The sequence below is a fragment of the Micromonospora sp. NPDC049047 genome (assembly GCF_040649135.1).
Lineage (GTDB): Bacteria > Actinomycetota > Actinomycetes > Mycobacteriales > Micromonosporaceae > Micromonospora.
The window spans coordinates 227,580-252,098 of the sequence record NZ_JBEZEY010000003.1 but is presented as its reverse complement, the minus strand read 5'-3'; the positions used below and the strand labels follow the sequence as shown (position 1 = coordinate 252,098).

The window sequence follows — 24,519 nt, the reverse complement described above, 5'->3', positions numbered from 1 at the left end:
ATGCTCAGCCCCGGCGTCCAGCTCGGCAACCGCTACCGCCTCGACGAGCGGATCGCCAGCGGCGGCATGGGCGACGTCTGGCGCGGCACCGACCAGGTGCTCGGCCGGACGGTCGCGGTAAAGAGCCTGCTGCCCGCGCTGCTCGACGACCCGGACTTCGCCGAGCGGTTCCGCGGTGAGGCCCGCACCATGGCCACCATCAACCACCCCGGGGTGGTGGACGTCTACGACTTCGGCAATGACCAGCAGATCGCCTTCCTGGTGATGGAGTACGTCGAGGGTGACGCGCTGTCGTCCACGCTGAGTCGGGTCGGCCGGCTCACCCCGGCCCGGACGATGGCCCTTGTCGCGCAGGCCGCGGACGCGCTGCACGCCGCGCACGAGAAGGGCATCGTGCACCGCGACGTGAAGCCGGGCAACCTGCTGGTCCGGCCGAACGGCACCCTGGTGCTTACCGACTTCGGCATCGCCCGCTCCGACCTGGTCGGCCAGCTCACCGCCGCTGGTTCGGTGCTCGGCACCGCTTCGTACATCTCACCCGAGCAGGCCACCGGCGGCGTGGCCACCCCGGCGTCGGACGTGTACGCGCTCGGCGTGGTCGCCTACCAGTGTCTCGCCGGGCGGCGTCCGTTCGAGGGCGACAACCCGCTCGACATCGCGATGCGGCACGTGCGGGAGACGCCCCGGCCGCTGCCCGCCGACATCCCCCCGCAGGTCCGCGCGGTGGTGGAACGGGCGTTGGCCAAGGACCCGGCCGCGCGCTGGCCGAGCGCCGCGGCTCTCGCCGGGGTCGCCCGCCAGCTCAAGGCCGCGCTTTCCCAGCAGGCCAGGGCCGGTGGCAACGCCGGGCCGGTCTCCGCTGCGCCGGCCTCGCCGGCCGCGCCGGGTCGGGCCCAGGTGCCGCAGGCGCATCAGTTGCGTCCGCCGGGTGCCCGTCCGCCGGCCGCCGGGCTGCGGCCGACCGCTGTCGCGCCGGCCCAGCAGCCGCGCCCCACCGCCGTCGCGCCGTCCGTACCGTCCGCCCGGCCGCCGGTCGCACCGAACGGTTATCCGCGCGGTGCCGCGGCGGTGCCGTCGGCGCCGCCGCCCCGGCAGCAGCAACCGGCGGCGTACGCACGGCAGGCGGTCGGGTCGACGCCGTCCCCCGAGCCCCGGCGGTCCCGGCCCGGCATGGTGCTCCTCGCCATCTTGCTGGCCGTGCTGGTCCTGCTCTGCTCCGGCGTGATTTCCTACAACCTGAAGAAGCAGTCGCAGGCCGGCGAACCCTTCGGAACGAGTGCGCGCACCGCGACGTCCGGCGCGCTGCGAGCCGACGGACGCGACGATCTGACCCAGACGTCGTACCGTCGGGAGATACGACTCCAGCCGGGTGACGGCGGGACGACGACGAGCGAAGGACGACAGACGCGATGACAGCGCAGGCCCGCCTGCTCGGTGGCAGGTACCAGGTCGGCGAGCTGCTCGGCTACGGCGGCATGGCCGAGGTGCACCGCGGTCGCGACCTCCGGCTCGGTCGGGATGTCGCGATCAAGATGCTGCGGACCGATTTGGCCCGTGATGCGACGTTTCAGATGCGTTTCCGCCGGGAAGCGCAGAACGCTGCCTCGCTCAACCACCCGGCGATCGTGGCGGTCTACGACACCGGCGAGGAGACCGCGCCGACCGGCGAGACCCTGCCGTTCATCGTGATGGAGTTCGTCAACGGGCGGACCCTGAAGGAGGTCCTCGGCGCCGAGGGTCGACTCCAGCCCCGCCGGGCGTTGGAGATCTGCGCCGACATGTGCGCGGCGCTGGAGTTCAGCCACCGGCACGGCATCATCCACCGCGACATCAAGCCCGGCAACGTCATGCTCACCCAGACCGGCCAGGTCAAGGTGATGGACTTCGGCATCGCCCGGGCCCTGGCCAGCGGCGCGACCACCATGACGCAGACCAGCGCGGTGATCGGCACGGCGCAGTACCTCTCCCCGGAGCAGGCGCGCGGCGAGGCCGTCGACGCCCGCTCCGACGTGTACGCAGCCGGCTGCGTGCTCTTCGAGCTGGTGTGTGGGCACCCTCCGTTCGTCGGGGACAGCCCGGTGAGCGTTGCCTACCAGCACGTCCGGGAGACGCCGCCGACGCCGAGCGACATCAACCCGGATGTCACCCCGGCGATCGACGCGATCGTCCTCAAGGCGCTGTCGAAGAACCCGCTCAACCGCTACCAGAGCGCCGGCGAGATGCGGGCCGACCTGCTCCGCGCCGCCGCCGGTCGGCCCGTGCTGGCCACCCCGGTGATGCGTGAGGCGGAGACGGTGGCGATGGCCCCGGCCGGCGGCGGGGGCGGTTACCCCCCGACTCCCACCCGAGGGCCGCAGACCGGGCAGATGGCCCGGGTGGGTGATCCGCGCCAGCGCAAGGCGTCCTCCTGGCTGATCGCGACGTTCAGCGCGGTCGGCGTGCTGGCGGTGATCGCCCTTGTCGCCGCCCTGCTCTGGAACCAGCAGCAGGAGAAGGCAAACAAGTCGGTGCCCGACCTCACCGGCAAGAGCCAGGCGGTCGCGGTCGCCGAGATCACCAATGCCAAGTTCCAGCCGAAGCTGGGCGAGCCGGTCCGGGCCAACGACTGCACCAAGGGCACTGTCGCCAAGCAGGACCCGCCGCCGAACACCCGGCTGGCGCAGTCCGGCACGGTGACCATTCAGATCTGCGACGGCAAGCCCGACGTGAAGATCCCGCCCAATCTGGTCAACTCCCAGTACGAGCTGGTCAAGTCTCAGCTTGAGGCCCAGGGGCTGATCGTGCAGGACAAGCAGGTGAACAGCCCGGCGGCCAAGGGCACCGTGCTCAAGTTGACTCCGCCGTCGGGGACTACCGTCCAGCAGAACAGCAAGGTGACCGTCGAGGTCTCGCTGGGCAACGTCAGCAAGGTGCCCAACGTGCTCAACTCGACGCGGGACGAGGCCACCGCGGAGCTTCGCGAGGCGGGTTACAACGTCGAGGTCCGCGACGGTGACGAGGTGCCGGCGGACCGTGCGGGCCGGGTCGAGAAGCAGAACCCGAGCCCGGGCACCGAACTGGCCAAGGACAAGACCGTGACCATCGAGGTCGGCGTCCCGGAGAAGGTCGTCGAGACGCCGCCCTCCGGGACGCCGAGCGGCACGCCGTCGGCCACGCCGACCACGCCCGGTGGCGGCGGCGGAGTCGGCCTGCCGTTTACGCCCCCGCCGAGCTGGCTGCCCGAGGACTAGGGCGGGTGGTGGAGCCCCGGGCCGGCCGGCGGCGGGGTCCAGCCGACGAGATGAGTGACGCCGACGGGTCCGGCGTCGGGGCGGTACCGAGCAGCCGCCCCCGACGCCGCAGACGCCTGGCCGTCCTGGCGGTCGCCGCGCTGCTGCTCGCCAGTCTTCCGTGGCTGTGGACGACGGTCTCCGCCCGTGGCCACCTGTACGCCGAGGCTGACGCCCCTGCCGCCGACGTGGTGATCGTCCTCGGCACCGCCGTGGCGGCCGATCGACAACAACCCAGTGACCGGCTCGCCGGTCGCCTGGAGACCGCCGCTGCGTTGGTGACGAGCGGACGGGCCACTGTCGTACTCGTGTCGGGCGACGGGGGCGGCGCATCGGGTGACGAGACCGCGGTGATGACGGCGTACCTCACCGGGCTCGGTGTCGATGCGCGGCGCGTGGTGGCCGACCCGTTCGGCCTGGACACGTACGACAGTTGCGCCCGAGCGCGCGAGGTGTACGGCGTACAGCGGGCCCTGATCGTGACCCAGTCCTTCCACCTGCCCCGGGCGGTGACGCTGTGCCGGCAACTCGGTCTCGACGTCGACGGGGTCACCGCACGGTGCGACGGTTGTGGACGGCTCATGTTCGCCGAGAAGTCGGTCCGGGAGTACTTCGCCAGCGGTAAGGCGGCGTGGGACACGGCCCGTGGTCGCCCGCCCGCGGTCGGCTCGCCCGCGGATCCGGCCGTGCAGGACGCGTTGCGCGACTGATCCGGCGAGCGCGCAGCGGCAGTGTGGCGGCGCTGGCGGACAGCGGCGGTGCCGGCCGTCCGGTACGTGGGGTCACGTCGTCGGCGAAGCGCGTGGGTCTCCCCCAGTGGTGCTGTCCACGCTTGCTGATCGGGCGGCGCGGCCTCAGTCAGCTGGTGGCGAAGGCCGACCGGCGGCGGGCGTCGACCTCGGCGGCCAGGGCGGGGGCACGCTCCAACGCCTCCCGGTGACCGCAGTCGGCCAGCCAGTTGGCAAGCATCAGGTGACCGCCCTCGGTCAGCACCGACTCAGGGTGGAACTGGACGCCCTCGATGGGCAGGGTCCGGTGCCGCATCGCCATCACCACGCCGGAGTCGGTCCAGCCGGTGACCTCCAGTTCGCCCGGAAGCGTGTCGGGCAGCACGGCGAGGGAGTGGTAGCGGGTGGCGGTGAACGGGTCGGGCAGGCCGGCGAGTACGCCTACCGACTGGTGGCGTACCTCGGAGGTCTTGCCGTGCAGCAGCTCTGGTGCGCGCGTCACTGTCGCTCCGAACGCCTCGCCGATCGCCTGGTGACCGAGGCAGACACCGAAGATCGGCAGCTCGCCCGCGTACTGCTTGATGACGTCCAGGCAGATGCCGGCCCGGTCGGGGCTGCCGGGCCCCGGGGAGAGCAGGATGCCGGCCGCGCCCACCCGGCCCACCGCGTCGACGTCGATCTCGTCGTTGCGGCGGACCTCGCAGTCCACCCCGAGCTGGCCAAGGTACTGCACCAGGTTGAAGACGAACGAGTCGTAGTTGTCGATCACCAGGATGCGCATGGTCACCTGCTCGGGGAGGGTGGCGCGGGGTTGTTCTGGTCGGTGTCGTACGGCAGGTCGTGCTCGTCGCCGGCCGGTGCGTCATCGGTCGCCGGGCCGCTGTCACCCGACTCGCCGGGGACGCCGGACTCGACCTGCACGTCGTCGAAGGGCAGCAGCGGCTCGGCCCACGGGAAGGCGACCTTCCAGAGCAGGGCCACCGTGACGGCCACCAGCAGCACCGAGCCGATCAGCTTGCCGGCCAGGCCGAAGGGGAGTTTGCGCCAGATGAACGCGTACATCGGGTCAGCCTCCCAGCTCCGCCGGGCGGCCCGCCGACTTGGGTTGGGTGCGGTCCAGCTCGGCGTGGATGATCAGGCGCTGGTAGTTGTCCCACTTGGGGTTGCAGGTGGTCAAGGTCAGCATCCGCTTGGTCGGCTTCTTGTCCGGCTCGCCGGGCACCGGCGCCACCACCTCGACCTGGGTGGGCCGGACGATCCGCGACCGCGACACCAGGTAGACGTACCAGTCGGTCTTGCTCTCGACCACTATCGCATCGCCCTCGTTGAGCTCGTCCAGCCGCCAGAAGGTGGCCCGGTTGCGGTGGCCGGCGACGGAGAAGTTGCCCACCTGGCCGGGCAGGGCGCTGCCCGGGTAGTGGCCGGGGGCGTAGCGGATGTCCTGCTGGGTGACGCCTTCGACAACTACCCAGTTCTTGTCGAGCTTGGGGATGTAGAGGCCGGCGAGCGGCTTGCCGCGGACCGGCGGCGACGGTTTGACGCTCGGGCCGGCCGACGGAGCGACAGTCGGGTCGTCGGTCGGGCCCCACTCCTGGGCCAGTTCGTTGTTGAGGTCGTTCTGGTGGGCGTCGACGATCGCCGACTTGCCCCACACCTCGTAACCGGCGAAGAGCAGCACCACCAGGCCGCAGGTGATCAGGATTTCGCCCGTGACACGGATGCCGGTGCGCAGTCGGGAGCCGAACGACGGGCGGGTGAGTTCGGAGTAGACGCTCTTGTAGCCCTCGCCGGTCTGGTGTGGCCGGAGCTGGACCACCCGTTCGCCGCGCCGGGGCCGGGGCGGCTCGGCGGGGTTGTCGCCGCCACCGGTCGGCTCCTGGGGGCCTGCCGTGCGGGGGACGGCACCCATCAGCGCTGTCGAGTCCATTGTCGGGGGGCGGGTGGTGGGGGTGGCGGGCATGGCGGGAATCAACGCGGTGGCGGCGGGGTCGGCGGCCCGATCCGGCCCGGCGGCGGGGCCCCGGGTCGACCCGGTGGGCGGGACCTGGTCCGGCCCGGCGGAGGTAGCGGCATTCGACCCGGGCCCGGGCGTGGCCGGAGCGACCGGGGAGCCGGTCGGGCGCGGGGGCCGGGCGGCGATCTGGGGGATGAACGCGGTAGGTGAGTCGGCCACCGGTGCGCTCGTGGGGCCGGCCGGGGCGTCGCCCGGGGCGGCGGGCCGTAGCGGGCCCGGGTGGGTCGCGGTCGGCTGGTCGAGCGAGGCCGGACCGGTGGGCCCTGCGTGCGGGCCGGATCGGGGGGCGGGGCTGCCCGGCCACGGCGGGGGTGCGTCGACCCCGCGGGGGCCCGGGGTCGGGTCGGCGGGGCGGGGCGGCTCCGGGCTGGCCGGCGGGCGCGACGCACCGGCCCAGGTGGGCGGCATCGGCTCGGGCCGGGTGTCGGCCGGGGTCGGCCGGGTCGGCGCCGGCTCGGGCCGGTCGACCTTGGGCAGGAAGGCGGTCGGATCGTCGGTCTGATCCCGGTGTCGCCCGTCGCGGCGCTCGTCTGGCGTGCTCACTTAGGCACCGTGGCCGAGCGTAGGGCTGTCGAGTCCTCGAATGCCGGAACTCGCACCGTGGAAGCTGTCTCCTCGTAGCCGAGGTGGTAGTCGTCGACCGCGTCCTTGAACCACTGGACTCCCTCAGAGCTGGCGAGGGCCTGCTGGAGGGCAGCGGGATCGCCGATCGCAACGATCTTGAATGGGGGGGAGTACACCCGGCCGTGGAGCAGCAGGGTGTTACCGACGCAGCGTACCGCGCTGGTTGCGAGCACGCGGACGTTCATGATTGACATGGCCTCCGCTCCGCCGGCCCAGAGCGCGTTGACCACGGCCTGTACGTCCGCCTGGTGCACCACCAGGTCGTCGTTGTCGGCGCCGGACTGGGTCTGGTCGAGCTGCGGCGCGTCGTTCAGCTCGACAGTGACCCCGGGCCCGCCGAGGGCGGTGAACCCGGCGGCCTGCAGGCTGCCCTGGGCGCGATCCTGCTGGTCCTTGATCGGGGCGTCCGAGTCGGCAAGCGTGTTTGTCAGTTGCTGGACCTCGTCGCGCAGTGTGGCGGCCTGGCGTTCGCTCGCCGCCACCTGCTCGCGCCGGTCCTCGATGAGCTGGTTGAGCTGCGGCCGTCGGTCCTCGCGCAGCGCGGTGCCGCCGGCGGTGGTCGCGGTGGTGGTGAAGAGCAGCCCCGCTGCGGCGGCGATCAGGGGCACCCCGATCGACCAGCCCGGTCGGCGTTGACGTGGCCGCCGGGGCATCAGCCCGGCGGCGGCCCGTCGGAGGACCTTCTGCCAGGAGGTTGCGCCGGATGTGTACTCCACCGAGCGTTCCTTCCGCGTGTCGGGGATCGGTCCGCCCCGGCTGGGCCGGTGATGGGAACAGTCCCGCCTTTTTCGGTCACTCCGTGCACCGGCCTGACCCCATTCATGGTCCGGACGGGCAATCGGGACTACGCTAGCTGTCGAACATTATTGGCCATGGACCGTCGCCCCCGCGCCCGGTTGTCAGGCCGGACGAGGTCGTCACCCCTCTGGAGAGCGCCGTGCCCAAGTCTCAGGTCCGCAAGAAGAAGGTGTACACCCCGCCGACGGACGTCCGTCCGTCGACGACGGCGTCGTCGAGCAAGCCTAGCCCGGTGTGGTTGCCGATCACCGCGGTCGCCTTGATCGTCGTGGGGATCGGCTGGCTGGTGCTCTACTACCTGTCCGAGCAGGAGTACCCGGTCATGGCGTGGGGTTACTGGAACCTCGCTGTCGGCTTCGGTGCGATGGTGGCCTCGCTGGCGCTGCTCTCCCGCTGGCGCTGAGCCCGGCTCGGAGCCGTCGCGTCGGCGGCACGACGTCACCCCACCGTCCCCCTGCCCGGCAGGATCGGGCGGGGCCCCCTATGGTGTCCGCAGGCAGCGCGGCCTGCTGCGAGATGACTCACGTTACTGCTGGGTAACCTTCGCGTAGGCTGCAGTGCATGACCGAGCGCAGCGAGGTCATCAGGCAGCAGACCGGGGAGGCCAACTCGATGGGCAGCGTCCAGATCGTCACCACGATCCTCGCGGCCGCCATCACCGCCGTGGCGGTGTGGCTTGCGGTGCGTGCGGTCGTGAAGATGACGGCAGTCATCCGACTCGGGCAACCCGCACCGGAGCGGTTCTCCGACAAGGGTGCCCGGACGAAGACCATGCTTGTGGAGACCGCCGGCCACACCCGGATGCTCAAGTGGGGCGTGGTGGGTGCCGCGCACTGGTTCGTGATGGTCGGCTTCATCGTGCTGTCGCTGCTGGTGCTCGAGGCGTACTTCGAGGTGGTCACCCCGACCGGCGGTCTGCCGATCATCGGGGCCTGGACCATCTTCGGCCTGGCCACCGAGATCATCACGGTGCTGGGTCTGGTCGGCATCCTGGTGCTGATGGCGATCCGGCTGCGCAACCGGCCGAGCCGGCCGGGCGGGCGGTCCCGGTTCACCGGCTCGACGATGTGGCAGGGCTACTTCGTCGAGTGGATCGTGCTGCTGGTCCTGATCTTCGGCTTGGTGATTCGCGGCTTCAAGGTCGCCACCGACCATTTCGAGTACCCGCTCTGGGCCACCCCGGTCAGCCACGCGGTCGGTGCGGTGCTGCCCGACTGGTCGGACGGGGCCAGCGTCGCCGCGCTCATCAAGATCGTAATCTCGATGACCTGGCTGATCGTCATCTCGCTGAACGTCACGATGGGTGTCGCCTGGCACCGCTTCCTGGCGTTCCCCAACATCTTCTTCAAGCGTGAGCCGACCAAGCCGGCCGGCTCCGGCCTCGGTGCGCTGCGCCCGATGACGAGCCAGGGCAAGCCGCTCGACTTCGAGGAGGCCGACCCGGAAAAGGACCAGTTCGGCGTCGCCCAGGTCGAGCAGTTCAGCTGGAAGGGCCTGCTCGACTTCAGCACCTGCACCGAGTGCGGTCGCTGCCAGTCGCAGTGCCCGGCCTGGAACACCGGCAAGCCGCTGTCGCCCAAGCTGCTGGTGCTGAGCCTGCGCGACCACGCGTACGCCAAGGCCCCCTACCTGCTGGCCGGCGGTGGCAAGGACCTGACCGGCGAGGAGAAGGCCACCCAGGCCCAGCTCGCCCACCTGGACGTGCTCTCGCTGGCCGAGGGCGACAAGCCGCTGATCGGCACCGCCGAGGAGGGCGGTGTCATCGACCCGGACGTGCTCTGGTCCTGCACCACCTGCGGGGCCTGCGTCGAGCAGTGCCCGGTGGACATCGAGCACGTGGACCACATCGTCGACATGCGCCGCTACCAGGTGCTCATCGAGTCGAGCTTCCCCTCCGAGGCCGGCGTGATGCTGCGCAACCTGGAGAACAAGGGCAACCCGTGGGGCGCCCCGCAGAACACCCGCGAGGACTGGACCAAGGGCCTGGACTTCGAGGTGCCCCGGGTCGGCGAGGTGGACGACTTCGAGTACCTGTTCTGGGTCGGCTGCGCCGGCGCGTTCGAGGACCGGGCCAAGAAGACCACCCGTGCCGTCGCCACGCTGCTCAACGAGGCCGGCGTCTCGTTCGCGATCCTCGGCGAGGGCGAGACCTGCTCCGGCGACCCGGCGCGACGGATCGGCAACGAGTTCGTCTTCCAGATGCTCGCCCAGCAGAACGTGGAGACGCTCAACGAGGCGTTCGAGGGCCGGGAGAAGGCCAAGCGCAAGATCGTCGCGACCTGTCCACACTGCTTCAACACCCTTGGCAACGAGTACGGCCAGCTCGGCGGCGAGTTCGAGGTGGTCCACCACACCCAGCTGCTGGCCCACCTGGTGGCCACCGGCAAGCTGACGCCGGTGCAGCCCGTCGACGGCGGCGTGACCTACCACGACCCCTGCTACCTGGGCCGGCACAATCGGGTCTTCGCGGCCCCCCGCGAGGTCCTCGGCGACGCCATCGCCGGCGAACTCACCGAGATGCCGCGCAACAGTGAGCGCTCCTTCTGCTGCGGCGCCGGCGGCGCCCGGATGTGGATGGAAGAGAAGATCGGCAAGCGGATCAACGTGGACCGGGTCGAGGAGGCCATGGCCACCGGGGCGAAGACGGTAGCGGTCGGCTGCCCGTTCTGCTCGACGATGCTCAACGACGGGGTCAACGGCAAGGACGCCGGCGAGCAGGTCGAGGTCATCGACGTGGCGAGCGTGCTGCTCCGTTCGGTAAAGCCGGAGCAGCCGCAGGGCGGCAAGGAGACGGCGCCGGTCGGCGGCTGAGACGCGTACACCTGAGATCTGAACATCGACGACGGCGGCCCCCTGCGGGCCGCCGCCGTCGTGCAAGAATCTCGCCGAGGTGAGGCGACATCGACGGCTTACTCTTGATGACGCTGTTGCCCCTGGTCGGGTTCGTTGCCCTGACCGCGGGCAACGCGTTCTTCGTCGCGGCCGAGTTCGCCCTGGTCACTGTCGACCGCGCGGAGATCGACAGGCGGGCCGCCGCGGGCGACCAGGCCGCCCTGACGGTACGCGCGGCGCTGCGCGAGCTCTCCTTCCAGCTCTCCGGCGCGCAGCTCGGCATCACCATCACCGCGCTGCTCACCGGCTACCTGGCCGAGCCGGCCCTGGCGCGGATCTTCACCCCGCTGCTGCGCCCAGTGGCCGGGGAGAGCACCGAGCGGTTCACCCCGTTCCTGGCGTTGGCCCTGGCCACGCTGCTCTCCATGCTCTTCGGTGAGTTGGTGCCGAAGAACGCGGCGCTGGCCCGGCCCATGCCGGCGGCGCTGGCCACCGCCGGTCCGATGCACACCTTCTCCCGGACGTTCGGCTGGTTGATCCGGGGTTTGAACGGCTCCGCGAACCGGCTGGTCCGGGCGCTCGGTGTGGAGCCGCAGGAGGAGTTGGCGAGCGCCCGCTCGCCCGAGGAGTTGGGCCTGCTGGCGGCCATCTCGGCGCGGGCCGGCGCGCTGCCCACCGACACCGCGATGCTGCTGCGCCGCACCATCAGGTTCGGCGACAAGCGGGCCGCCGAGGCGATGACCCCCCGGGTGGACGTTGTCGCGTTGCGCGCCACGGCCACCGTGGCCCAACTGCTTGAGCAGTCCCGGAAGACCGGGCGGACCCGGTTCCCGGTGTACGAGGAGACCCTGGACCTGGTGACCGGCGTGGCCGGAGTGCCCGACGCGCTGGGCGTGCCGCTCGCCGACCGGGCGTCGACGATGGTCGGCTCGGTGGCCCGTGAGCCGGTGTACGTGCCGGAGAGCCTCAACCTGGACGGCGTACTCGCCGCGTTGAAGGCGGCCGGGGCCGACCTGGCCATCGTGGTCGACGAGTACGGCGGCACGGACGGCGTGGTGACGATCGAGGACCTCGTCGAGGAGTTGGTCGGGGAGATCGCCGACGAGTTCGACCCGGCGAGTGTCGACGACGCCGACCTGGTCGAGTTGACCGTCCCAGGTGGCGAGCGCACAGTCCTCGTCGACGGGGTGCTCCGCTCCGACGAGGTGGCCGAGCAGACCGGCTTCCGCCTGCCCGAGGGGCCCTACGAGACGTTGGCCGGGTTCCTGATGGCTCGGCTCGGGCACATCCCGTCGGCCGGCGAGACGGTCGAGGCGGACGGCTGGGAATTCACAGTTGTCGAGGTGGAGCGGCACCGGATCGAGCAGGTCCGGGTGCTGCGCCCGGCGGAACCGGACGACGATGACTGAGCTGCTGGTGACCGTTCTGCTGCTACTGGGCAACGGGTTCTTCGTGGGCAGTGAGTTCGCGCTCATCGCGTCCCGCCGGACGGTGATCGAGCCGCTGGCCGCCGGGTCGAAGCGGGCCCGGTGGGCGTTGTCGGCGATGAACCAGATCCCGTTGATGATCGCCGGCGCGCAGCTCGGCATCACGGTGTGCTCGCTGGGCCTCGGCGCGATCGCCGAGCCGGCGCTGGCGCACCTGCTGGAGCCACCGTTCCACGCGGCCGGCCTGCCCGAGCGGGCGGTGCACCCGGTGGCCTTCGTGCTGGCCCTGGGCGTGGTGGTCTTCCTGCACACGGTCGTCGGTGAGATGGTGCCGAAGAACATCACGCTGGCCGGTCCCGAGGTCTCCGCACTGTGGCTCGGCCCGGCGATGCTGGCGTTCTGCGTGGCCACCAAGCCGCTGCTGCTGGCCATGAAGTGGGCGGCCCGTCGGGTGCTCGCGATCTGGCGGATCGAGGCGTCCGAGGCGGTGAAGACGGTGTTCACCGCCGAGGAGTTGGCCGGGCTCGTCTCGCAGGCCCGCACCGAGGGATTGCTCGACGAGGAGCAGCACGTCCGGATCACCGGGGCGCTGGCCCTGCACAGCCGCACGGCGGCGGACGCCCTGCAGCCGTGGTCGACGGTGGTGACGGTGGCCGAGGACGTCTCGCCGGCCTCGCTGGAGGTGCTGGCGACCCGGACCGGCCGGTCCCGGTTTCCGGTGGTGCAGCGGTCGACCCGTCGGGTGCTCGGCTTCGTGCACGTCAAGGACGTGCTCGGGTACGCCGGACAGGGGCGCCGGTCGCCGGTGCCGGCCCAGGTCTACCGCCCGCTTGCGGTGGTGCCGCCGGAGCGTAGTCTCGCGGACCTGCTGCTGGCCATGCGCCGCGAACGGCGGCACATGGTGCTGGTCAGCGACGGTCGGCGCCCGCTCGGTGTGGTCACCCTCGATGATGTATTGACGGCAATCGTTGGGTGATGCGCCAATACCCTTGGTGTGCAAGCGGTTGCACGACAGTGACGGTCACTCCACTCGCCTTGATTACCGCCGCACGTTTCCCTAATGTGAGGCACCGACCGCTGTGGGTCGTCTGCCTCGGCCCTTTCCTCACGCGAGGCGCCCGGCGGTCGGTTGCAAAGGAGTCGGTGCCGGTGGCAACCATGCCCCCTCATCGTCACGACCTGAATGCGTCTGCTCGGCCGGGTGGTCTGCGCCGTGCTGGTCACCGTCTGCTCGTCCTGGTCGCCGCCGCGGTGGTCGGCGCAGGGCTGCTCGCCGCCCCGGCGCACGCCGCACCAACGGTCGACGAGATCGAAGCGCAGATCGACAAGAAGTGGGAGCAGCTGGAGCCCACTATCGAGCAGTACAACAAGGTCAGGGCGCAGCTGAAGGTAAATCGGCAGAAGTCGGCGGACCTGCAGAAGAAGATCGAGCCGCTGGCGTTGCAGAGCGAGTTGGCGCTCAACCGGGTCGGCGATCTCGCCTCCCGCTACTACATCTCCGGCCCGTCGCACGACATCGGCGCCCTGCTGGTGAGTGCCAAGCCGGACACGCTCACCGAGCAGCTCACCATCCTCGACCGGCTGGCCGCGCAGGAGCGCAAGGAGGTCGAGGGCGTCCTCGCCGTACGGGCGAAGTACGACGGCGAGAAGCAGAAGCTGGACACCCTGATCGCCACGCAGACCAAGCAGCAGAACGATCTGGCGGCCAAGAAGAAGCAGATCGACGCCGAGATCAAGCAGCTCGAGGCGTCGATGCCGAAGACCACTGTCAAGACCGCCGGCTGCCCGACCATCAACGGTGTGCTCGCCGTGGCCGCGCAGAAGGCGATCAAGACCGCCTGCCAGCAGGTCGGCGATCCGTATGTCTGGGGCGCCACCGGTCCGAACTCGTTCGACTGCTCGGGCCTCACCCAGTACGCCTACAAGTCGGCCGGGATCTACCTCACCCACCACACCGGTGACCAGTGGAATGAGGGGAAGGCCGTGGCGAGAGCCGACGCCCGCCCCGGTGACCTGGTCTTCTTCTACTCCGGCCTGAGCCATGTCGGGCTCTATCTGGGTAACAACCAGATGGTGCACGCCCCACGTGCCGGTAAACCGGTGCAGGTGTCGAGCATCAACACCATGCCGGTCGCAGGTTTCCGCCGACCTGGCTGATCCCCACCACGCGACGACGGCCCCCGGTCATTCCGACCGGGGGCCGTCGTGGTTCTCAGCGGGGTGCGCCCACCGGGGACGGCAGGAGCTGCACGTCGGCCAGGTCGACGTACATGATGCGGTGGCCGAACTGGATCTGCGCGTACCGGTTCTTGCCGCGGATCACCGTCCAGTCACCGGGTGACGAGCCGTCGACGGTGCTGGCCCGGTAGTACTCGCCCGGCAGCACCGCGCCGACGGCGTACCGCTGCCCGGCGGCCAGGGTGTACTGCAGTGGCGAGATCGTCTGGTAGGGCACGCCGGCCGGATAGGCCGCCTCCTCCGGGTAGGCCCGCCCGTACACCGGGATGGTGGTCCGGCCGGGCTTCGGGGTGGCCACCAGGCCGACGGTCCAGCTGGCGGTGGGCGTGGACGCCGGGTTGTGGAACCAGGCCCGCTGCCCCAGGTACCAGATCGCCGTCCAGTCACCCTGCCGGCCGGCCAGCGCGTACGTCTGGCCGGCGGAGGCACGGGCACCGTGGTCGGACACCTCCATCGTGTTCGGGGTGCCGTCGGGGCGCAGCGCGATGTCATTCACAAGCGGCGCGTCCGCGGCCGGTGCGGAGCGCAGCACCACCGCCGAGGAGCCGCGCGGCGCGCACGGCACCCCGGCGGTGACGCAGCCGACGAACGCGGGCTGGTTGGTGGTGAAGTCCGGATCGATCCGGACCAGTCCGGTGGCCGGGGTGCCGGTGTCCAACCGGGGTGCGTGCAGCAGTTCGAAGTAGTGGGTCCAGTCCCAGTACGGACCCGTGTCCCAGTGCATGCCACGGACGGTCGCGGCGGTGGTGCCTGGCACGTTGTCGTGGCCGATGATGTGCTGGCGGTCAAGCGGGATGCCCAGCCGCAGCGCGAGGTGCCGGACCAGTTTCGCCGAGGTCCGGTACATCGCCTCGGTGTACCAGGTGCCCTGCGCCGCGAAGCCCTCGTGCTCCAACCCGACCGACTTGGCGTTGACGTACCAGTTGCCGGCGTGCCAGGCGACGTCCTTGGTCTTCACGTGCTGAGCGATGTGCCCGTCCACCGAGCGCAGCGTGTAGTGCCAGCTCACGTAGGTCGGGTCCTGCACGAGTTGCAGGGTGGTGGCCCAGCTTCCCTCGGTGTCGTGGATGACTATGTACTCGATCTTCTGCCGGGCGGGTCGGTCGGACAGGTCGTGGTTGCCGTAGTCCCCGTCGCCGAACGCCGCGTAGGGCGCCGGAATCCACTCGCAGGAGATGGTCCGGGGGCATTCCAGCCCGTCCGGGCGGGCGAGCCGGCGCAGACCCAGTCGGTCCAGCCAGGAGCGTTGCGGGCGGATCGCCCGGGCCGGCAGCGCGATCCGCTGCCCGTCGTCGGTCACCCGGGACTCTCCGGCGCCGATGGTGGTGAAGACCTCGTCGGCGAAGGCCGCCGCGGCGTCGGCGCTGTCCGCGCCGGCGTAGCGGGCCACCGCGCCGTACCAGCTGGCCGGGTCGGTGCCGGCACCGATCGGCGCGCCCAACTCCCGCTGGTACGACGCCAGCAGCGCGGCACCGCCCCGGATGTTGACGTAGGCGTCGGTGCGCAGCGCGTCGGGGGTCGCGCCGGTGAGCGCGGCGGCGGCGTCCACGGTCTGCAACGCGGCGGCGGGTGGCGCCGGGTCCTCGGCCGGCCGGGGCGCAGGTGCCAGCGCGGTACGGGAGTCGTCGCCGCGCGGGTCCTCGGTGCCGGTGTCGTGGTGGCCGCCCACTGGCAGCGCGGCCACGTGTCGGGCGTCGGTCAGGTGCATGGGGCCGTAACCGCCGCTGGTGCTGGGGGTGCCGGCGTTGCTGTCCCAGCGGGACTCCAGGTAGGAGAGGCCGAGCAGCACGTCGGTCGGTACGCCGTACTCGGCGGCCGCGGCGGCGTACTGCTGCTGGCGGTCGGTCGCGGGTGCGGCAGTGGCGTTGGCAGGTAGCGGGACAGTGGTCGCGGCGGCGACCACGGCGGCCACCGTCGCGGCGAGCAGGGTTGGACGATGCATTGAACCCCCTGTATTGCGCGGGTGAAGGTGAGGTCACCTTCGCGCCGGCCGGGAGTCCGCGTCAATACCTTTCCATCCATCGATCAGTAGGGAAAGAAATTTTCACGTACGGTCGGTGACCCTCTCGGATCGGTACGGAGTGTCACGGCCGCACGGGTTGCGAAGTGGTAACGAGCGTCTCTACTCTGGTCATTCGTCGGCCCGATAGCAGCTCCGTCCAGCCCGGGCGGTAACGGACCGACACCGCCGAGTCGTTTCCGAACGAACCGGGGACCCATGTCCCCCGGGGTGAATCCGCAGCCACTGCGGTAGGGCGCCGACTTCCCGCCCGAACCCGTCAGCTAACCCGGTAGGCGGTCAGGAAGAAGGAGTACGGAACCCCGGTGGCACTCCATGCCCCGCGGCCGTCGTCCGAGCGGTCGGCAGCAGCCGGCCCGACGTCGATCGTGCCGCGTCCACGCTGGTCCCGCTTCACCACCGCGCTCGCCGCACTGGCCGGCGTCGCCGTCGTCCTGACCGGCAGCGCCACGGCGGCCCACGCCGACCCGTCCGTCGCCGAGATCGAGCGCCAGATCGACGCCGACTGGAACAAACTCGAGCCGATCATCGAACAGCACAACGCCACCCGGATCGACCTCGCCGCCAAGCGCAAGCAGGCCGAGGCGCTGGCCGCCCGGATCACCCCGCTTGAGCGTCAGGTCGACGCCGCGATGGACAAGGTCAGTGCCCTGGCCGTGCGCGCCTACAAGGGCGAGAACGTGCTTACCGTCAACGCGGTGCTGGGCAGCCGGTCACCGAGTGAGGTGGTCGGTCAACTCGAACTGCTCGACCGCTTCGCGCACAACCAGCAGCAGGACGTCCGCGAGGTGGCCGACCTGCGCGACCAGTTGGCCGGGCAGAAGGCGCCACTCGACCAGATGGTGGCCCAGTTGACCCGCACCGAGGCGCAACTGGCGGCGAAGAAGAAGCAGATCAACGAGGAGATCGACAAGCTGCAGAAGCTGCGCCTCAAGGTGTACGGCAGCGGTGGTGGCGGTCCGTTGCGCCCGGCTCCCTGCCCCGGCAGCTATCCCGGCGGCGCCGCGGGCACGGCCGTCAAGTTCGCCTGCGCGCAGATCGGCAAGCCCTACGTCTGGGGTGCCGAGGGCCCGAACTCGTACGACTGCTCCGGGCTGATGCTTGCCGCCTGGGCGAAGGCCGGGGTGTCACTGCCGCACAACGCCGCCGCGCAGAGCCGCGTCACCAAGAACGTCAGCAGGGCCGACCTGCGCCCCGGCGACCTGGTCTTCTACTACAGCGACATCCACCACGTCGGCATGTACGTCGGCGGCGGCTGGGTGGTGCACGCCTCGCAGGCCGGTCAACCGATCAAGATGAAGAAGGTCGACGACGGCCCGATCCACAGCTACGGCCGCCCAGGCTGATCGAGGGTGCTGACCGAAGGGCCCGTCGCGATTCGTCGCGGCGGGCCCTCGTCGTCACGGGATCAGCGGGTCGGCCAGGTGCGCCAGTGCTGCCAGGCGCGGCTCGGCGTCGGGCCCCGCTGCCCCTGGTAACGGGATCCGTAGACCGCCGAGCCGTACGGGTGCTCGGCCGGCGAGGAGAGCCGGAAGATGCAGAGCTGCCCGATCTTCATGCCCGGCCAGAGGGTGATCGGCAGGTTCGCCACGTTGGAGAGTTCGAGCGTGACGTGACCGGAGAAGCCGGGGTCGATGAAGCCTGCGGTGGAGTGCGTGAGCAGCCCGAGCCGCCCCAGCGAACTCTTGCCCTCCAGCCGGCCGGCGAGCTGGTCGCCCAGTGAGATGACCTCAAGTGTCGAGGCGAGCACGAACTCCCCGGGGTGCAGCACGAACGGCTCCCCGTCGGGCACCTCGACCGCCGACGTCAGGTCGTCCTGCTGCATCGCCGGGTCGATGTGGGTGTAGAGGTGGTTGTTGAAGACCCGGAACAGCCGGTCCAGCCGTACGTCGATGCTTGAGGGTTGGACCAGGGTGGGCTCGAACGGCTCCAGGCCCAGCGTGCCGGCCTTGATCTCGGAGACCAGGTCGCGGTCGGAGAGCAGCATCGGACCACCATAGCGGCGCTGCCGAAACTGGCCGGATTCGGTGCCGGTGACCAGCGCGTCGAGGTCGCTGCTCGTACATTTGTTCGATAGAATGCTCGCATGGCTTCCTGGTCCGAATTCGCCGCCGACGAGCCCCGACTCGCCGACGGGATCCGCGTTCTCCTCCAGCAGTACGGGCCGGGCTTCGGCTACCTGGCCACCGTCCGCGCCGACGGCGGGCCCCGGGTCCACCCGGTCTCCCCGGTCATCACCGACGAGGGCCTGTTCTGCTTCATCATCGACTCCCCGAAGCGCCGTGACCTCGAACGCGACGGCCGCTACGCGCTGCACTCGTTCCCGCCGGAGGAGAGCGACGACGAGGCGTACGTGGCGGGCCGTGCCCGTCCGGTGACCGATCCGGCGCGTGTCGCCCGGTTGGCCCAGGGCGCCCGCGCCGAGCCACGGGTCGACTGGCAACTGTTCGAGTTCACCGTCGACGTGGCGATGCTGACCCGCCGCGAGCAACACACCGCGGGCATTCCGGGCCTCACACCGGGTCGGCCGGCCGTTCGGGTCTGGCTCGACCCGCACGCCCCGTCGTCGACGGCCGCCGCGCCGCTCGCCGTGCCGCAGGCCCGCCCGACCCGCCGCAGCCGTGACGTCCAGTGCACAGCCGCCTGACCACGACCAGAGACAGTCCCGTGCCGGCTCCGTCCCCGACGGAGCCGGCGCCGTCTGTACGCCCGCCCGCCCTGCGCCGCCCTGCGCCGCCCGCCCGTGCCGCCCTGCGCCGCCCGTGCCGCCCTGCGCCGCCCTGCGCCGCCCGTGCCGCCCTGCGCCGCCCTGCGCTGCCCGCGCTGCCCGTGCCGCCCTGCGCCGCCCGTGCCGTGCCGCCTGCGAGGCCGCCCCCGGTGGGTCGCTGCCGGGGATGATCGACTCGGCTTCCTGAAAGTCGCGGTATCCCGGCTCGGATGCCCCGACTTTCAGGAAGCCGAGTGGATCAACCTGGGCCGGCCGAGGCGGAGCGGCGCGCGGACAATCGGCGGGCCGGGGTACCTGGGTGCACAGGCTCGACGACTCGGGTACAGTGGTGCCGCTTGCGGGTGTAGTTCAATGGCAGAACATCAGCTTCCCAAGCTGACAGTGCGGGTTCGATTCCCGTCACCCGCTCCACACGAAAGGCCCTGGCCAGGACGACAATCCCGGCCAGGGCCTTCGATGTTTCACGGTCAAGGATCATGCGGCTGGACTGCGCCGGCGACGTCGAAGCGCGGCCCCGAGCGGCAAAGTCCCATCCGCTACCTGACCGATGCCGTGCATTGGGTACACCATCTACCGTCCATGCATGACTGTCGTTTGGGCGGCATGGGGGCTGTTGCTCCTCGCGCTGGTGTGCGGGCTGGCCGCATTGGTGGCGATGTTCGCACGACGGCGAAGGCAGGCTGCGTCGCAGCAGGATCGGGAGGCGGTGCTGCGGGCGGCGCGGGCCGCTACCCGCCAAATCGCGCGGGACGGGCGTCGTACTGGGCGGGGCACGCTTCGCGGCAAGGGCGGTGGCGGCAACGATGGTCTGGCGGCGGATGCGGCCTACGGAAGTGACGGCGGAACGCCGGGCGGCGGGTAGCCGATTCGAGGGATCTCCTGCGCCGTTCCCGGCCCTCTAAGGGTTCGCTGCCCGCTCCTACCATCGGGTCGTGGCTCGCCAGGCCAACTCCTGCGCGGTCGGTTCGTCGCTGATGTCGCCGTTCTCGCGGAACCAGGTAAGCGTCTTGGTCAGACCGGTGACCAGGTCGTCGTGGTTCACCAGCACGTGCGTGGCGAGCCGGCTCACGTCGAGCACCAGTTCTGCGTCGCGAAACGGGAAGTAGTTACGCGCGCGGACGGAGGGGTCCGGGGCGGGGACCACCGTCGGCCGTACTCCGGCGACCTCCCCGAGGATCGCGAGGTACTCGCGCAGGGTGTAGCTGGCCGGCTCACCCACGTTGAACGTTCCCGCACCGAGCTGGCCCGCGCACGCGGCGGCCACCACCTGGGCGAGCGCTTGGACGTGGCAGAACTGGATGCGAGTGCCACCGTCTCCGGGGACGAAGACCGGCTGGCCAGCCAGGAAGCGAGCCCACAGGAACTGCTCGCGCGGCTCCGGATTGTGCGGGCCGTAGACGTACGGCGGCCGGAGGACGGTCAGACCGGTGTCGCAGGCGCCTCGCAGCGCGGCCTCGCACTCCGCTTTCGCCTCGCCGTAACCGCCCCAGATGGCATCGCCGTCGGCTTGGTCGGTCTCCTGGAACGGCGGTGACGCCACCGTCCGGTTGTAGACGGCGGCCGAGCTGATGAAGACATAGCGCAGCTGGTGAGGCTCCGGCAGGGCCGCGAGCACATTGGTGACGTGATGCGGTTCGGTGCCCGAGACGTCAACGACCGCGTCGAAGCCAGCCAGGTCCAGTTCCTTCAGCTGCGCGGCGTCGTTGCGGTCCGCGACGAGCTGCCGAATCCGCGGATCCCACAGTGGCCTGGAACCCCTGTTGAGTACGGTGACCTCGTGGTCATCGAGCAGCGCGGTCACGATGGCACGGCCGACGAACTGGGTACCGCCCAGCACCAACACGTGCATGACCCCTCCTTGGAATGGTGGGCGACGCGCCCCTGGTTGGCCTGCCAGCAGCGGTCATCAGCAATCCGTTGAGCCAGGTGTACTGCCCAGAAAGGTCGGTTAAGCGGCTGATAGGTGCGCTGCCAGGTATGGCGTGAACTGTCGACGGTGGCACCGTCTACGGACAACTGCCTTATAGATTGGGCGCCGTGACGGTTGGCGCGCTACCCCGAGATCGACAGCACCTCGCCTGGATGCCGCTCCCCATTGCCGTGCTCAGCGTCGGGCTGCTGCTCCGTGCCGCCGGGACGGTCTGGGACCTCGTGCACTTCAACGAGCTGTTCAACTATGGCAGCAGCATGAGCGGGTCGCTCGCCTCCCTCATGGAGGAAGTCTTCGCCTACCTGCGCTTGGTCCTGACGGCGGTGCTGCTGCCGATCTTGTGGATCGCGGCACGGCGGGTCGCCGTCGCCGAATCAAGGTGGCCGGGCATCATCGCGTGGGTCTGCGGGGTGCTGGCCGCCTACGGCGCTGCCGGGGTGCTGGCCACGCCGAACGACGGCAGCGACCCGAACCAACTGGGCATCGTCCACGACGACACGACGCCGACCTGGATCAGCGTGCTTGACGTCGCCGCGCCGTACGCGATTCTCATCGGTGCCGGGGGCGCGGTGCTGCTGCTCCTACTGGCGTTCCTCACCCGGGTGCGGGCAGGTGCCCGTGGCGCGCTCGACGCAGGTGCCGGCACCGACCGCTAGGGCTGGCCGGTCGGTGACACCGCGCGCCGCGGCCTCGACGCCTCCGGCGTGGTCAGCTCCTCCGCTGCGGCGAACGCCCGCACCGCCTGGTCTTCCGGCTGTTGCGGCCCGAACCCGGCTGGCCGTCAGGTGGTGGCCCGGAACCCCTGGTGGCGTCGAAGGAGTTCCCGCAGGGCCTCGATCTCGGCGGTAAGCGCGGCCTGCCCCTGCGCGGTGATCCTGATCCAGGTCTTGGGCCGGCGCCCGTGATAGCCCCTTTCGATCTGGATGAGTTGCGCCTCCTCCAGCACCGCGAGGTGTCGGGAGAGGTTGCCGGCGGTGAGTTCGAGGGCGTCGCGCAGGTAGGCCACCTCCACCCGGTCGGCCTCCGCCGCGATGGTGAGGATGCCGAGCCGGTTGCGTTGGTGGACGGTGTCGCTGAGCCCGTTCGTCGGGTGCCCGCCGTTGCCCGGGCCGCCGGGCATCGCGTTACTGCTCACGCCGACCTCTGATCGTGTTGAGCAGGGCGATGCCGCCGCCGACGAGCAGGATCGGTGCGGGCAGCAGGGCCGCCATTAGGAAGCTGTGGCGGTTCAGGTCCCCCGGTTCGAAGTCGGCGGTCTGGAAGTAGATGGTCACGAGGACGATCGCCGCGACGTAGACCGTGGCCACTACCGTCAGGCCGCGGCTGCGTTCCAGTCGGGCCAGGACCAGTAGGCCCGCCGCGATGACCAGGTGCGGGATCATCCCGCGGTTGGAGATGCCCAGCAGCGGTGTGGTCAACCAGTTGGTCCCGGTCGAGATCACCGCACCCGTGTTGAGCAGCAGGTACCGCAGCACGATCGGCAGCACGAGCCCGACGGTGGTGCCCACGATGCCAGCGATGACGTACGGCCGAGTCGGTGTCTGGACGCCCACCCGCACACCATGCCACCGATACCACCAGAGGCTCAGCAGGTAACCGCCGATGAGCGCCGCCAGCCAGTACCAGCCGAGCGCCGCCGAGCGTTCGAGGAAGTCTCCACCCAGGCCGGTCAGGGCGGGGTTTTCCGGCCCGACGCGCAGCGCGGGCGGTTCGACCGACTCGACGTACAGCGGGGCGGCTGCCGCCATCAGCAGGCCGAACAGCAGCAGCGGCAGCCAGTAGGCATTGCGGACGGCCCGGGTACGCCGCTGGAGGGCGGTCACCGAGGCCAGCAGCTCTCCTGGTGTGTCGCCGCTGTTCGGTGTGGTGCTCCATCGGTCCGACACGGTGGCCTCCAGGCTGCTGCGCGGGTGCTGCACTGCCAATAGATTTGCATCACAAACCATTTGGCGCAAGCGGTTCAGCGCGCCGACGGCATCCGGGGGATCGACAGTGGCGGTTCCTGCCGGATCCGGCACCGGCTAGGGTCCGGCGTGGAGGTGGTTCGTGTTCACCGAGGCTTTTCCGATCGTGACGACACCTGACCTGCCACGACTTGTCGCGTTCTACCGGGACGTGGTCGGCTTCGAGCTGACCTACCGGTTCCCCGCCCACGGCGTCCCGGAGTTCGTCGCTCTCCGGCTGGGCAGTAGCGAGCTCGGCCTGGCCGCCAACCCGGAGGCGGGCGGGCCGGCCGAGTCGCACCGCTGGGAGTTGTGCGTCTACGCCGACGACTGCGACGCGGCCGTCGGCGCGCTGCGCACCGGTGGAGCGACAGTCACCGAGGAGCCGGTGGACCAGCCCTGGGGTGAGCGGTCCGCGCGGGTCACCGACCCCGACGGCAACCGACTGCTGGTGCTGGCCCGGCTCTAGGCTAGGGCGGGGTCATCGTCGCCAGAAGAGCAGATGGGTGACTCCGCTGGGGCTGGGCACCGACTCGAGGTGGAAGCGGTCCAGCAGTTCGTCGGGGCTTCCCCACAGCCGCTCGCCCCGGTGCAGGTCGACGGGCGCGACGGCGATGTGCATCGTGTCGACCAGGTCCGCCTCGATGAATTCGCGGATGGTGGCGACCCCACCCCCGAGGCGTACGTCCCGGCCGGCGGCAGCCTGCTTCGCCTGGGCCAGCGCCTCGGCCGGGCTGGCGTTGACGAAGTGGAACGTGGTGTCGGCCAGGGCGAACGACGGGCGCACGTGGTGGGTGAGCACGAAGACCGGCGTGTGGAACGGCGGGTTGTCGCCCCACCAGCCCTGCCAGTCATGGTTCTCCCAGGGGCCACGCTGGGGGCCGAACTTGTTGCGACCCATGATCTCCGCGCCGATGTTGCACTCGGCATCGCGGGTCAGGTAGTCGTCCAGGCCGCGGGTGCCCCCCGGCTCGGTGCGATACACGAAGCTCGCGGTGGCGGCCCGCCAGGAGAACAGCGGGGTGGGGTCGGCGTGGCCGAAGGGCCGTTCCAGGCTCTGCCCCTCCCCGGTGCCGAACCCGTCGCGCGAAACGTTGAAGCACTGCACCCGCAGCAGTTGCGGCATGAGGATCCCCTCTCGGGTAGACGGGCCGGGTTCAGTTGGCGGTCACCGTCGGGCCGCCACCCCTACCCCGGTCGTCGAGCACGAGCGGGGCACGACCGCGCACCTCGTACCGGATGTGGGTGACCTGCGGGGTGTGGATCACCCGGGTCGGCGTCAGCTCGAACCCCTCCTTCTCGCCGAGGTCGAGGTCCGCGTCGAACAGTCGGAGACCGTTGCCCAGCACGACGGGTACGACGTGCAGCTCCAACTCGTCGAGCAGGCCGGCCTCGATCACCTGCCGCACCAGGCTGCCACCCCCGGCCACCGCGACGTTCTTGCCACCGGCCGCGGCGCGGGCCTGCTCGACGGCGCTGGCCACGCCATCGGTGACGTAGGTGAAGCTGGTGCCTCCGCCGCGCAGCAGCGGCTGGCGAGGGCGGTGCGTGACGACGAAGACCGGCGCGCGAAACGGCGGCTCCTCACCCCAGGGCACCTCACCGCCGTCGGCCATCCGGCGCCCCATCACGTACGCGCCGGCAGCGCCGAACGACTCGGCGATCACCTCGGAGTTGGCGTCCTGCTCCCCGCCGGCAAAACCCTGCCGTTCGCGCCAGGCCGCCGCTTCGGTCGCCCACCGGGTGACCCGGAAGAACTTGGCGCTCTCCGCCGAGTCCATCCAGTCGCCGTCTCCGTCGAACCGTGGGCCGGCGTAGCAGCCGTCCACCGACACCGACAGCTGTGCCGTCACCTTCGTCATTGCGTCTGGTCCTCTCCTCGGCTGACACCTCACCAACGGATGTCGCTCGCCGAGGGGTCGGCGCCGAACGGCGTCTCCCTACCGGATCGAGGTGTGACGTGCGTCA

Annotated in this window: 24 protein-coding genes, 1 tRNA gene and 1 riboswitch; of the genes, 14 read left to right on the top strand and 11 right to left on the bottom strand. The window is 70.7% G+C overall.

Annotation, left to right across the window (positions count from 1 at the left end; translation table 11 throughout):
* Genes AB0B86_RS06795 through AB0B86_RS06785 form a run of 3 tightly spaced genes read left to right on the top strand, consistent with a single transcriptional unit; the run spans position 1 to position 3,979 of the window.
* Positions 1 to 1,413: a protein kinase gene (locus AB0B86_RS06795; RefSeq protein WP_357416463.1), complete on the top strand. Its 1,413-nt coding sequence runs from the start codon at positions 1 to 3 to the stop codon at positions 1,411 to 1,413.
* Positions 1,410 to 3,230 carry a Stk1 family PASTA domain-containing Ser/Thr kinase gene (pknB, locus tag AB0B86_RS06790; protein WP_357416459.1) on the top strand — a complete coding sequence of 607 codons (1,821 nt, stop codon included), beginning with the start codon at positions 1,410 to 1,412 and terminating at the stop codon, positions 3,228 to 3,230. Before AB0B86_RS06795 ends, pknB begins: the two co-directional genes overlap by 4 nt.
* A gap of 5 nt (positions 3,231 to 3,235) precedes the next feature.
* Complete coding sequence (locus tag AB0B86_RS06785; protein WP_357416456.1) at positions 3,236 to 3,979, top strand: ElyC/SanA/YdcF family protein; 744 nt, start codon at positions 3,236 to 3,238, stop codon at positions 3,977 to 3,979.
* A 148-nt stretch (positions 3,980 to 4,127) separates the two neighbouring features.
* Here the strand turns inward: AB0B86_RS06785 and AB0B86_RS06780 are convergent, their stop codons facing one another.
* From AB0B86_RS06780 to AB0B86_RS06765, 4 genes are read right to left on the bottom strand one after another with little or no spacing between them, the layout of a single operon-like run.
* Positions 4,128 to 4,778, bottom strand: a complete 651-nt coding sequence (locus AB0B86_RS06780; RefSeq protein ID WP_357416453.1) for an aminodeoxychorismate/anthranilate synthase component II — start codon at positions 4,776 to 4,778, stop codon at positions 4,128 to 4,130.
* 2 nt (positions 4,779 to 4,780) lie between these two features.
* Complete coding sequence (locus tag AB0B86_RS06775; RefSeq protein ID WP_357416449.1) at positions 4,781 to 5,059, bottom strand: hypothetical protein; 279 nt, start codon at positions 5,057 to 5,059, stop codon at positions 4,781 to 4,783.
* A 4-nt stretch (positions 5,060 to 5,063) separates the two neighbouring features.
* Positions 5,064 to 6,554 carry a class E sortase gene (locus tag AB0B86_RS06770; protein WP_357416446.1) on the bottom strand — a complete coding sequence of 497 codons (1,491 nt, stop codon included), beginning with the start codon at positions 6,552 to 6,554 and terminating at the stop codon, positions 5,064 to 5,066.
* Positions 6,551 to 7,351 carry a DUF881 domain-containing protein gene (locus AB0B86_RS06765; protein ID WP_357412352.1) on the bottom strand — a complete coding sequence of 267 codons (801 nt, stop codon included), beginning with the start codon at positions 7,349 to 7,351 and terminating at the stop codon, positions 6,551 to 6,553. The genes AB0B86_RS06770 and AB0B86_RS06765 overlap by 4 nt, the downstream gene beginning before the upstream one ends.
* 221 nt (positions 7,352 to 7,572) lie before the next feature.
* On the opposite strand from AB0B86_RS06765, the gene AB0B86_RS06760 reads away from it, so the two are divergent.
* From AB0B86_RS06760 to AB0B86_RS06740, 5 genes are all read left to right on the top strand, one after another.
* On the top strand, positions 7,573 to 7,836 hold the full coding sequence (locus AB0B86_RS06760; RefSeq protein WP_357412354.1) for a cell division protein CrgA: 264 nt from the start codon (positions 7,573 to 7,575) through the stop codon (positions 7,834 to 7,836).
* A 209-nt stretch (positions 7,837 to 8,045) separates the two neighbouring features.
* Positions 8,046 to 10,244 (top strand): (Fe-S)-binding protein, encoded by a 2,199-nt coding sequence (locus AB0B86_RS06755; protein ID WP_357416719.1) that lies wholly within the window; start codon positions 8,046 to 8,048, stop codon positions 10,242 to 10,244.
* A gap of 107 nt (positions 10,245 to 10,351) precedes the next feature.
* Complete coding sequence (locus AB0B86_RS06750) at positions 10,352 to 11,674, top strand: hemolysin family protein (protein ID WP_357416444.1); 1,323 nt, start codon at positions 10,352 to 10,354, stop codon at positions 11,672 to 11,674.
* Positions 11,667 to 12,668, top strand: coding sequence for a hemolysin family protein (locus AB0B86_RS06745; RefSeq protein WP_357412358.1), 1,002 nt, complete (start codon positions 11,667 to 11,669; stop codon positions 12,666 to 12,668). Before AB0B86_RS06750 ends, AB0B86_RS06745 begins: the two co-directional genes overlap by 8 nt.
* Positions 12,669 to 12,835: 167 nt before the next feature.
* Entirely contained in the window at positions 12,836 to 13,849 is a 1,014-nt protein-coding gene (locus AB0B86_RS06740) for an NlpC/P60 family protein (protein ID WP_357416442.1), read from the top strand.
* A 55-nt stretch (positions 13,850 to 13,904) separates the two neighbouring features.
* On the opposite strand, the gene AB0B86_RS06735 is transcribed toward AB0B86_RS06740, so the two are convergent.
* Positions 13,905 to 15,872 (bottom strand): N-acetylmuramoyl-L-alanine amidase, encoded by a 1,968-nt coding sequence (locus AB0B86_RS06735; RefSeq protein ID WP_357416439.1) that lies wholly within the window; start codon positions 15,870 to 15,872, stop codon positions 13,905 to 13,907.
* 234 nt (positions 15,873 to 16,106) lie between these two features.
* Positions 16,107 to 16,242: riboswitch (cyclic di-AMP (ydaO/yuaA leader) on the top strand.
* A 13-nt stretch (positions 16,243 to 16,255) separates the two neighbouring features.
* Here AB0B86_RS06735 and AB0B86_RS06730 point away from each other — a divergent pair.
* Positions 16,256 to 17,296, top strand: coding sequence for an NlpC/P60 family protein (locus tag AB0B86_RS06730; RefSeq protein ID WP_357416436.1), 1,041 nt, complete (start codon positions 16,256 to 16,258; stop codon positions 17,294 to 17,296).
* A gap of 62 nt (positions 17,297 to 17,358) precedes the next feature.
* On the opposite strand, the gene dcd is transcribed toward AB0B86_RS06730, so the two are convergent.
* The gene (dcd, locus tag AB0B86_RS06725; RefSeq protein WP_285792496.1) at positions 17,359 to 17,937 is read right to left on the bottom strand and encodes a dCTP deaminase; all 579 of its coding nucleotides are present in this window, start codon (positions 17,935 to 17,937) and stop codon (positions 17,359 to 17,361) included.
* Between the two features lie 99 nt (positions 17,938 to 18,036).
* On the opposite strand from dcd, the gene AB0B86_RS06720 reads away from it, so the two are divergent.
* From AB0B86_RS06720 to AB0B86_RS06710, 3 genes are all read left to right on the top strand, one after another.
* Positions 18,037 to 18,597 carry a pyridoxamine 5'-phosphate oxidase family protein gene (locus tag AB0B86_RS06720; RefSeq protein ID WP_357416432.1) on the top strand — a complete coding sequence of 187 codons (561 nt, stop codon included), beginning with the start codon at positions 18,037 to 18,039 and terminating at the stop codon, positions 18,595 to 18,597.
* 418 nt (positions 18,598 to 19,015) lie between these two features.
* Positions 19,016 to 19,089, top strand: a tRNA-Gly gene (locus AB0B86_RS06715).
* 172 nt (positions 19,090 to 19,261) lie between these two features.
* Positions 19,262 to 19,540, top strand: coding sequence for a hypothetical protein (locus AB0B86_RS06710; RefSeq protein ID WP_357416429.1), 279 nt, complete (start codon positions 19,262 to 19,264; stop codon positions 19,538 to 19,540).
* 57 nt (positions 19,541 to 19,597) lie between these two features.
* Here the strand turns inward: AB0B86_RS06710 and AB0B86_RS06705 are convergent, their stop codons facing one another.
* Complete coding sequence (locus tag AB0B86_RS06705) at positions 19,598 to 20,527, bottom strand: NAD-dependent epimerase/dehydratase family protein (RefSeq protein ID WP_357416427.1); 930 nt, start codon at positions 20,525 to 20,527, stop codon at positions 19,598 to 19,600.
* 233 nt (positions 20,528 to 20,760) lie between these two features.
* Here AB0B86_RS06705 and AB0B86_RS06700 point away from each other — a divergent pair, with 233 nt between their 5' ends.
* The gene (locus AB0B86_RS06700; RefSeq protein WP_357416424.1) at positions 20,761 to 21,264 is read left to right on the top strand and encodes a hypothetical protein; all 504 of its coding nucleotides are present in this window, start codon (positions 20,761 to 20,763) and stop codon (positions 21,262 to 21,264) included.
* A 125-nt stretch (positions 21,265 to 21,389) separates the two neighbouring features.
* Here AB0B86_RS06700 and AB0B86_RS06695 read toward each other — a convergent pair whose 3' ends face one another.
* Together AB0B86_RS06695 and AB0B86_RS06690 are read right to left on the bottom strand one after the other, a co-directional pair.
* The gene (locus AB0B86_RS06695) at positions 21,390 to 21,728 is read right to left on the bottom strand and encodes a transcriptional regulator (protein ID WP_357416717.1); all 339 of its coding nucleotides are present in this window, start codon (positions 21,726 to 21,728) and stop codon (positions 21,390 to 21,392) included.
* Positions 21,729 to 21,732: 4 nt separating this feature from the next.
* Complete coding sequence (locus AB0B86_RS06690; protein ID WP_357416422.1) at positions 21,733 to 22,494, bottom strand: hypothetical protein; 762 nt, start codon at positions 22,492 to 22,494, stop codon at positions 21,733 to 21,735.
* 160 nt (positions 22,495 to 22,654) lie between these two features.
* Between AB0B86_RS06690 and AB0B86_RS06685 the strand changes: the two genes are divergently transcribed.
* On the top strand, positions 22,655 to 23,020 hold the full coding sequence (locus AB0B86_RS06685) for a VOC family protein (RefSeq protein WP_357412379.1): 366 nt from the start codon (positions 22,655 to 22,657) through the stop codon (positions 23,018 to 23,020).
* A gap of 12 nt (positions 23,021 to 23,032) precedes the next feature.
* Here AB0B86_RS06685 and AB0B86_RS06680 read toward each other — a convergent pair whose 3' ends face one another.
* Together AB0B86_RS06680 and AB0B86_RS06675 are read right to left on the bottom strand one after the other, a co-directional pair.
* Complete coding sequence (locus AB0B86_RS06680; RefSeq protein ID WP_357412382.1) at positions 23,033 to 23,677, bottom strand: dihydrofolate reductase family protein; 645 nt, start codon at positions 23,675 to 23,677, stop codon at positions 23,033 to 23,035.
* A gap of 31 nt (positions 23,678 to 23,708) precedes the next feature.
* Positions 23,709 to 24,413: a dihydrofolate reductase family protein gene (locus AB0B86_RS06675; RefSeq protein ID WP_357416419.1), complete on the bottom strand. Its 705-nt coding sequence runs from the start codon at positions 24,411 to 24,413 to the stop codon at positions 23,709 to 23,711.
* Between the last annotated feature and the right edge of the window lie 106 nt (positions 24,414 to 24,519).

Excerpts from the sequence above, each read along its gene's own strand:
- AB0B86_RS06745 (WP_357412358.1), top strand. The coding sequence starts at position 11,667 with ATGACTGAGCTGCTGGTGACCGTTCTGCTGCTACTGGGCAACGGGTTC.
- AB0B86_RS06710 (WP_357416429.1), top strand. The coding sequence starts at position 19,262 with ATGACTGTCGTTTGGGCGGCATGGGGGCTGTTGCTCCTCGCGCTGGTG.
- AB0B86_RS06755 (WP_357416719.1), top strand. The coding sequence starts at position 8,046 with ATGGGCAGCGTCCAGATCGTCACCACGATCCTCGCGGCCGCCATCACC.
- AB0B86_RS06700 (WP_357416424.1), top strand. The coding sequence starts at position 20,761 with ATGCCGCTCCCCATTGCCGTGCTCAGCGTCGGGCTGCTGCTCCGTGCC.
- AB0B86_RS06675 (WP_357416419.1), bottom strand. The coding sequence starts at position 24,413 with ATGACGAAGGTGACGGCACAGCTGTCGGTGTCGGTGGACGGCTGCTAC.
- AB0B86_RS06680 (WP_357412382.1), bottom strand. The coding sequence starts at position 23,677 with ATGCCGCAACTGCTGCGGGTGCAGTGCTTCAACGTTTCGCGCGACGGG.
- AB0B86_RS06695 (WP_357416717.1), bottom strand. The coding sequence starts at position 21,728 with ATGCCCGGCGGCCCGGGCAACGGCGGGCACCCGACGAACGGGCTCAGC.
- dcd (WP_285792496.1), bottom strand. The coding sequence starts at position 17,937 with ATGCTGCTCTCCGACCGCGACCTGGTCTCCGAGATCAAGGCCGGCACG.
- AB0B86_RS06705 (WP_357416427.1), bottom strand. The coding sequence starts at position 20,527 with ATGCACGTGTTGGTGCTGGGCGGTACCCAGTTCGTCGGCCGTGCCATC.
- AB0B86_RS06795 (WP_357416463.1), top strand. The coding sequence starts at position 1 with ATGCTCAGCCCCGGCGTCCAGCTCGGCAACCGCTACCGCCTCGACGAG.
- AB0B86_RS06720 (WP_357416432.1), top strand. The coding sequence starts at position 18,037 with ATGGCTTCCTGGTCCGAATTCGCCGCCGACGAGCCCCGACTCGCCGAC.
- AB0B86_RS06775 (WP_357416449.1), bottom strand. The coding sequence starts at position 5,059 with ATGTACGCGTTCATCTGGCGCAAACTCCCCTTCGGCCTGGCCGGCAAG.
- AB0B86_RS06735 (WP_357416439.1), bottom strand. The coding sequence starts at position 15,872 with ATGCATCGTCCAACCCTGCTCGCCGCGACGGTGGCCGCCGTGGTCGCC.
- AB0B86_RS06780 (WP_357416453.1), bottom strand. The coding sequence starts at position 4,778 with ATGCGCATCCTGGTGATCGACAACTACGACTCGTTCGTCTTCAACCTG.
- pknB (WP_357416459.1), top strand. The coding sequence starts at position 1,410 with ATGACAGCGCAGGCCCGCCTGCTCGGTGGCAGGTACCAGGTCGGCGAG.
- AB0B86_RS06750 (WP_357416444.1), top strand. The coding sequence starts at position 10,352 with ATGACGCTGTTGCCCCTGGTCGGGTTCGTTGCCCTGACCGCGGGCAAC.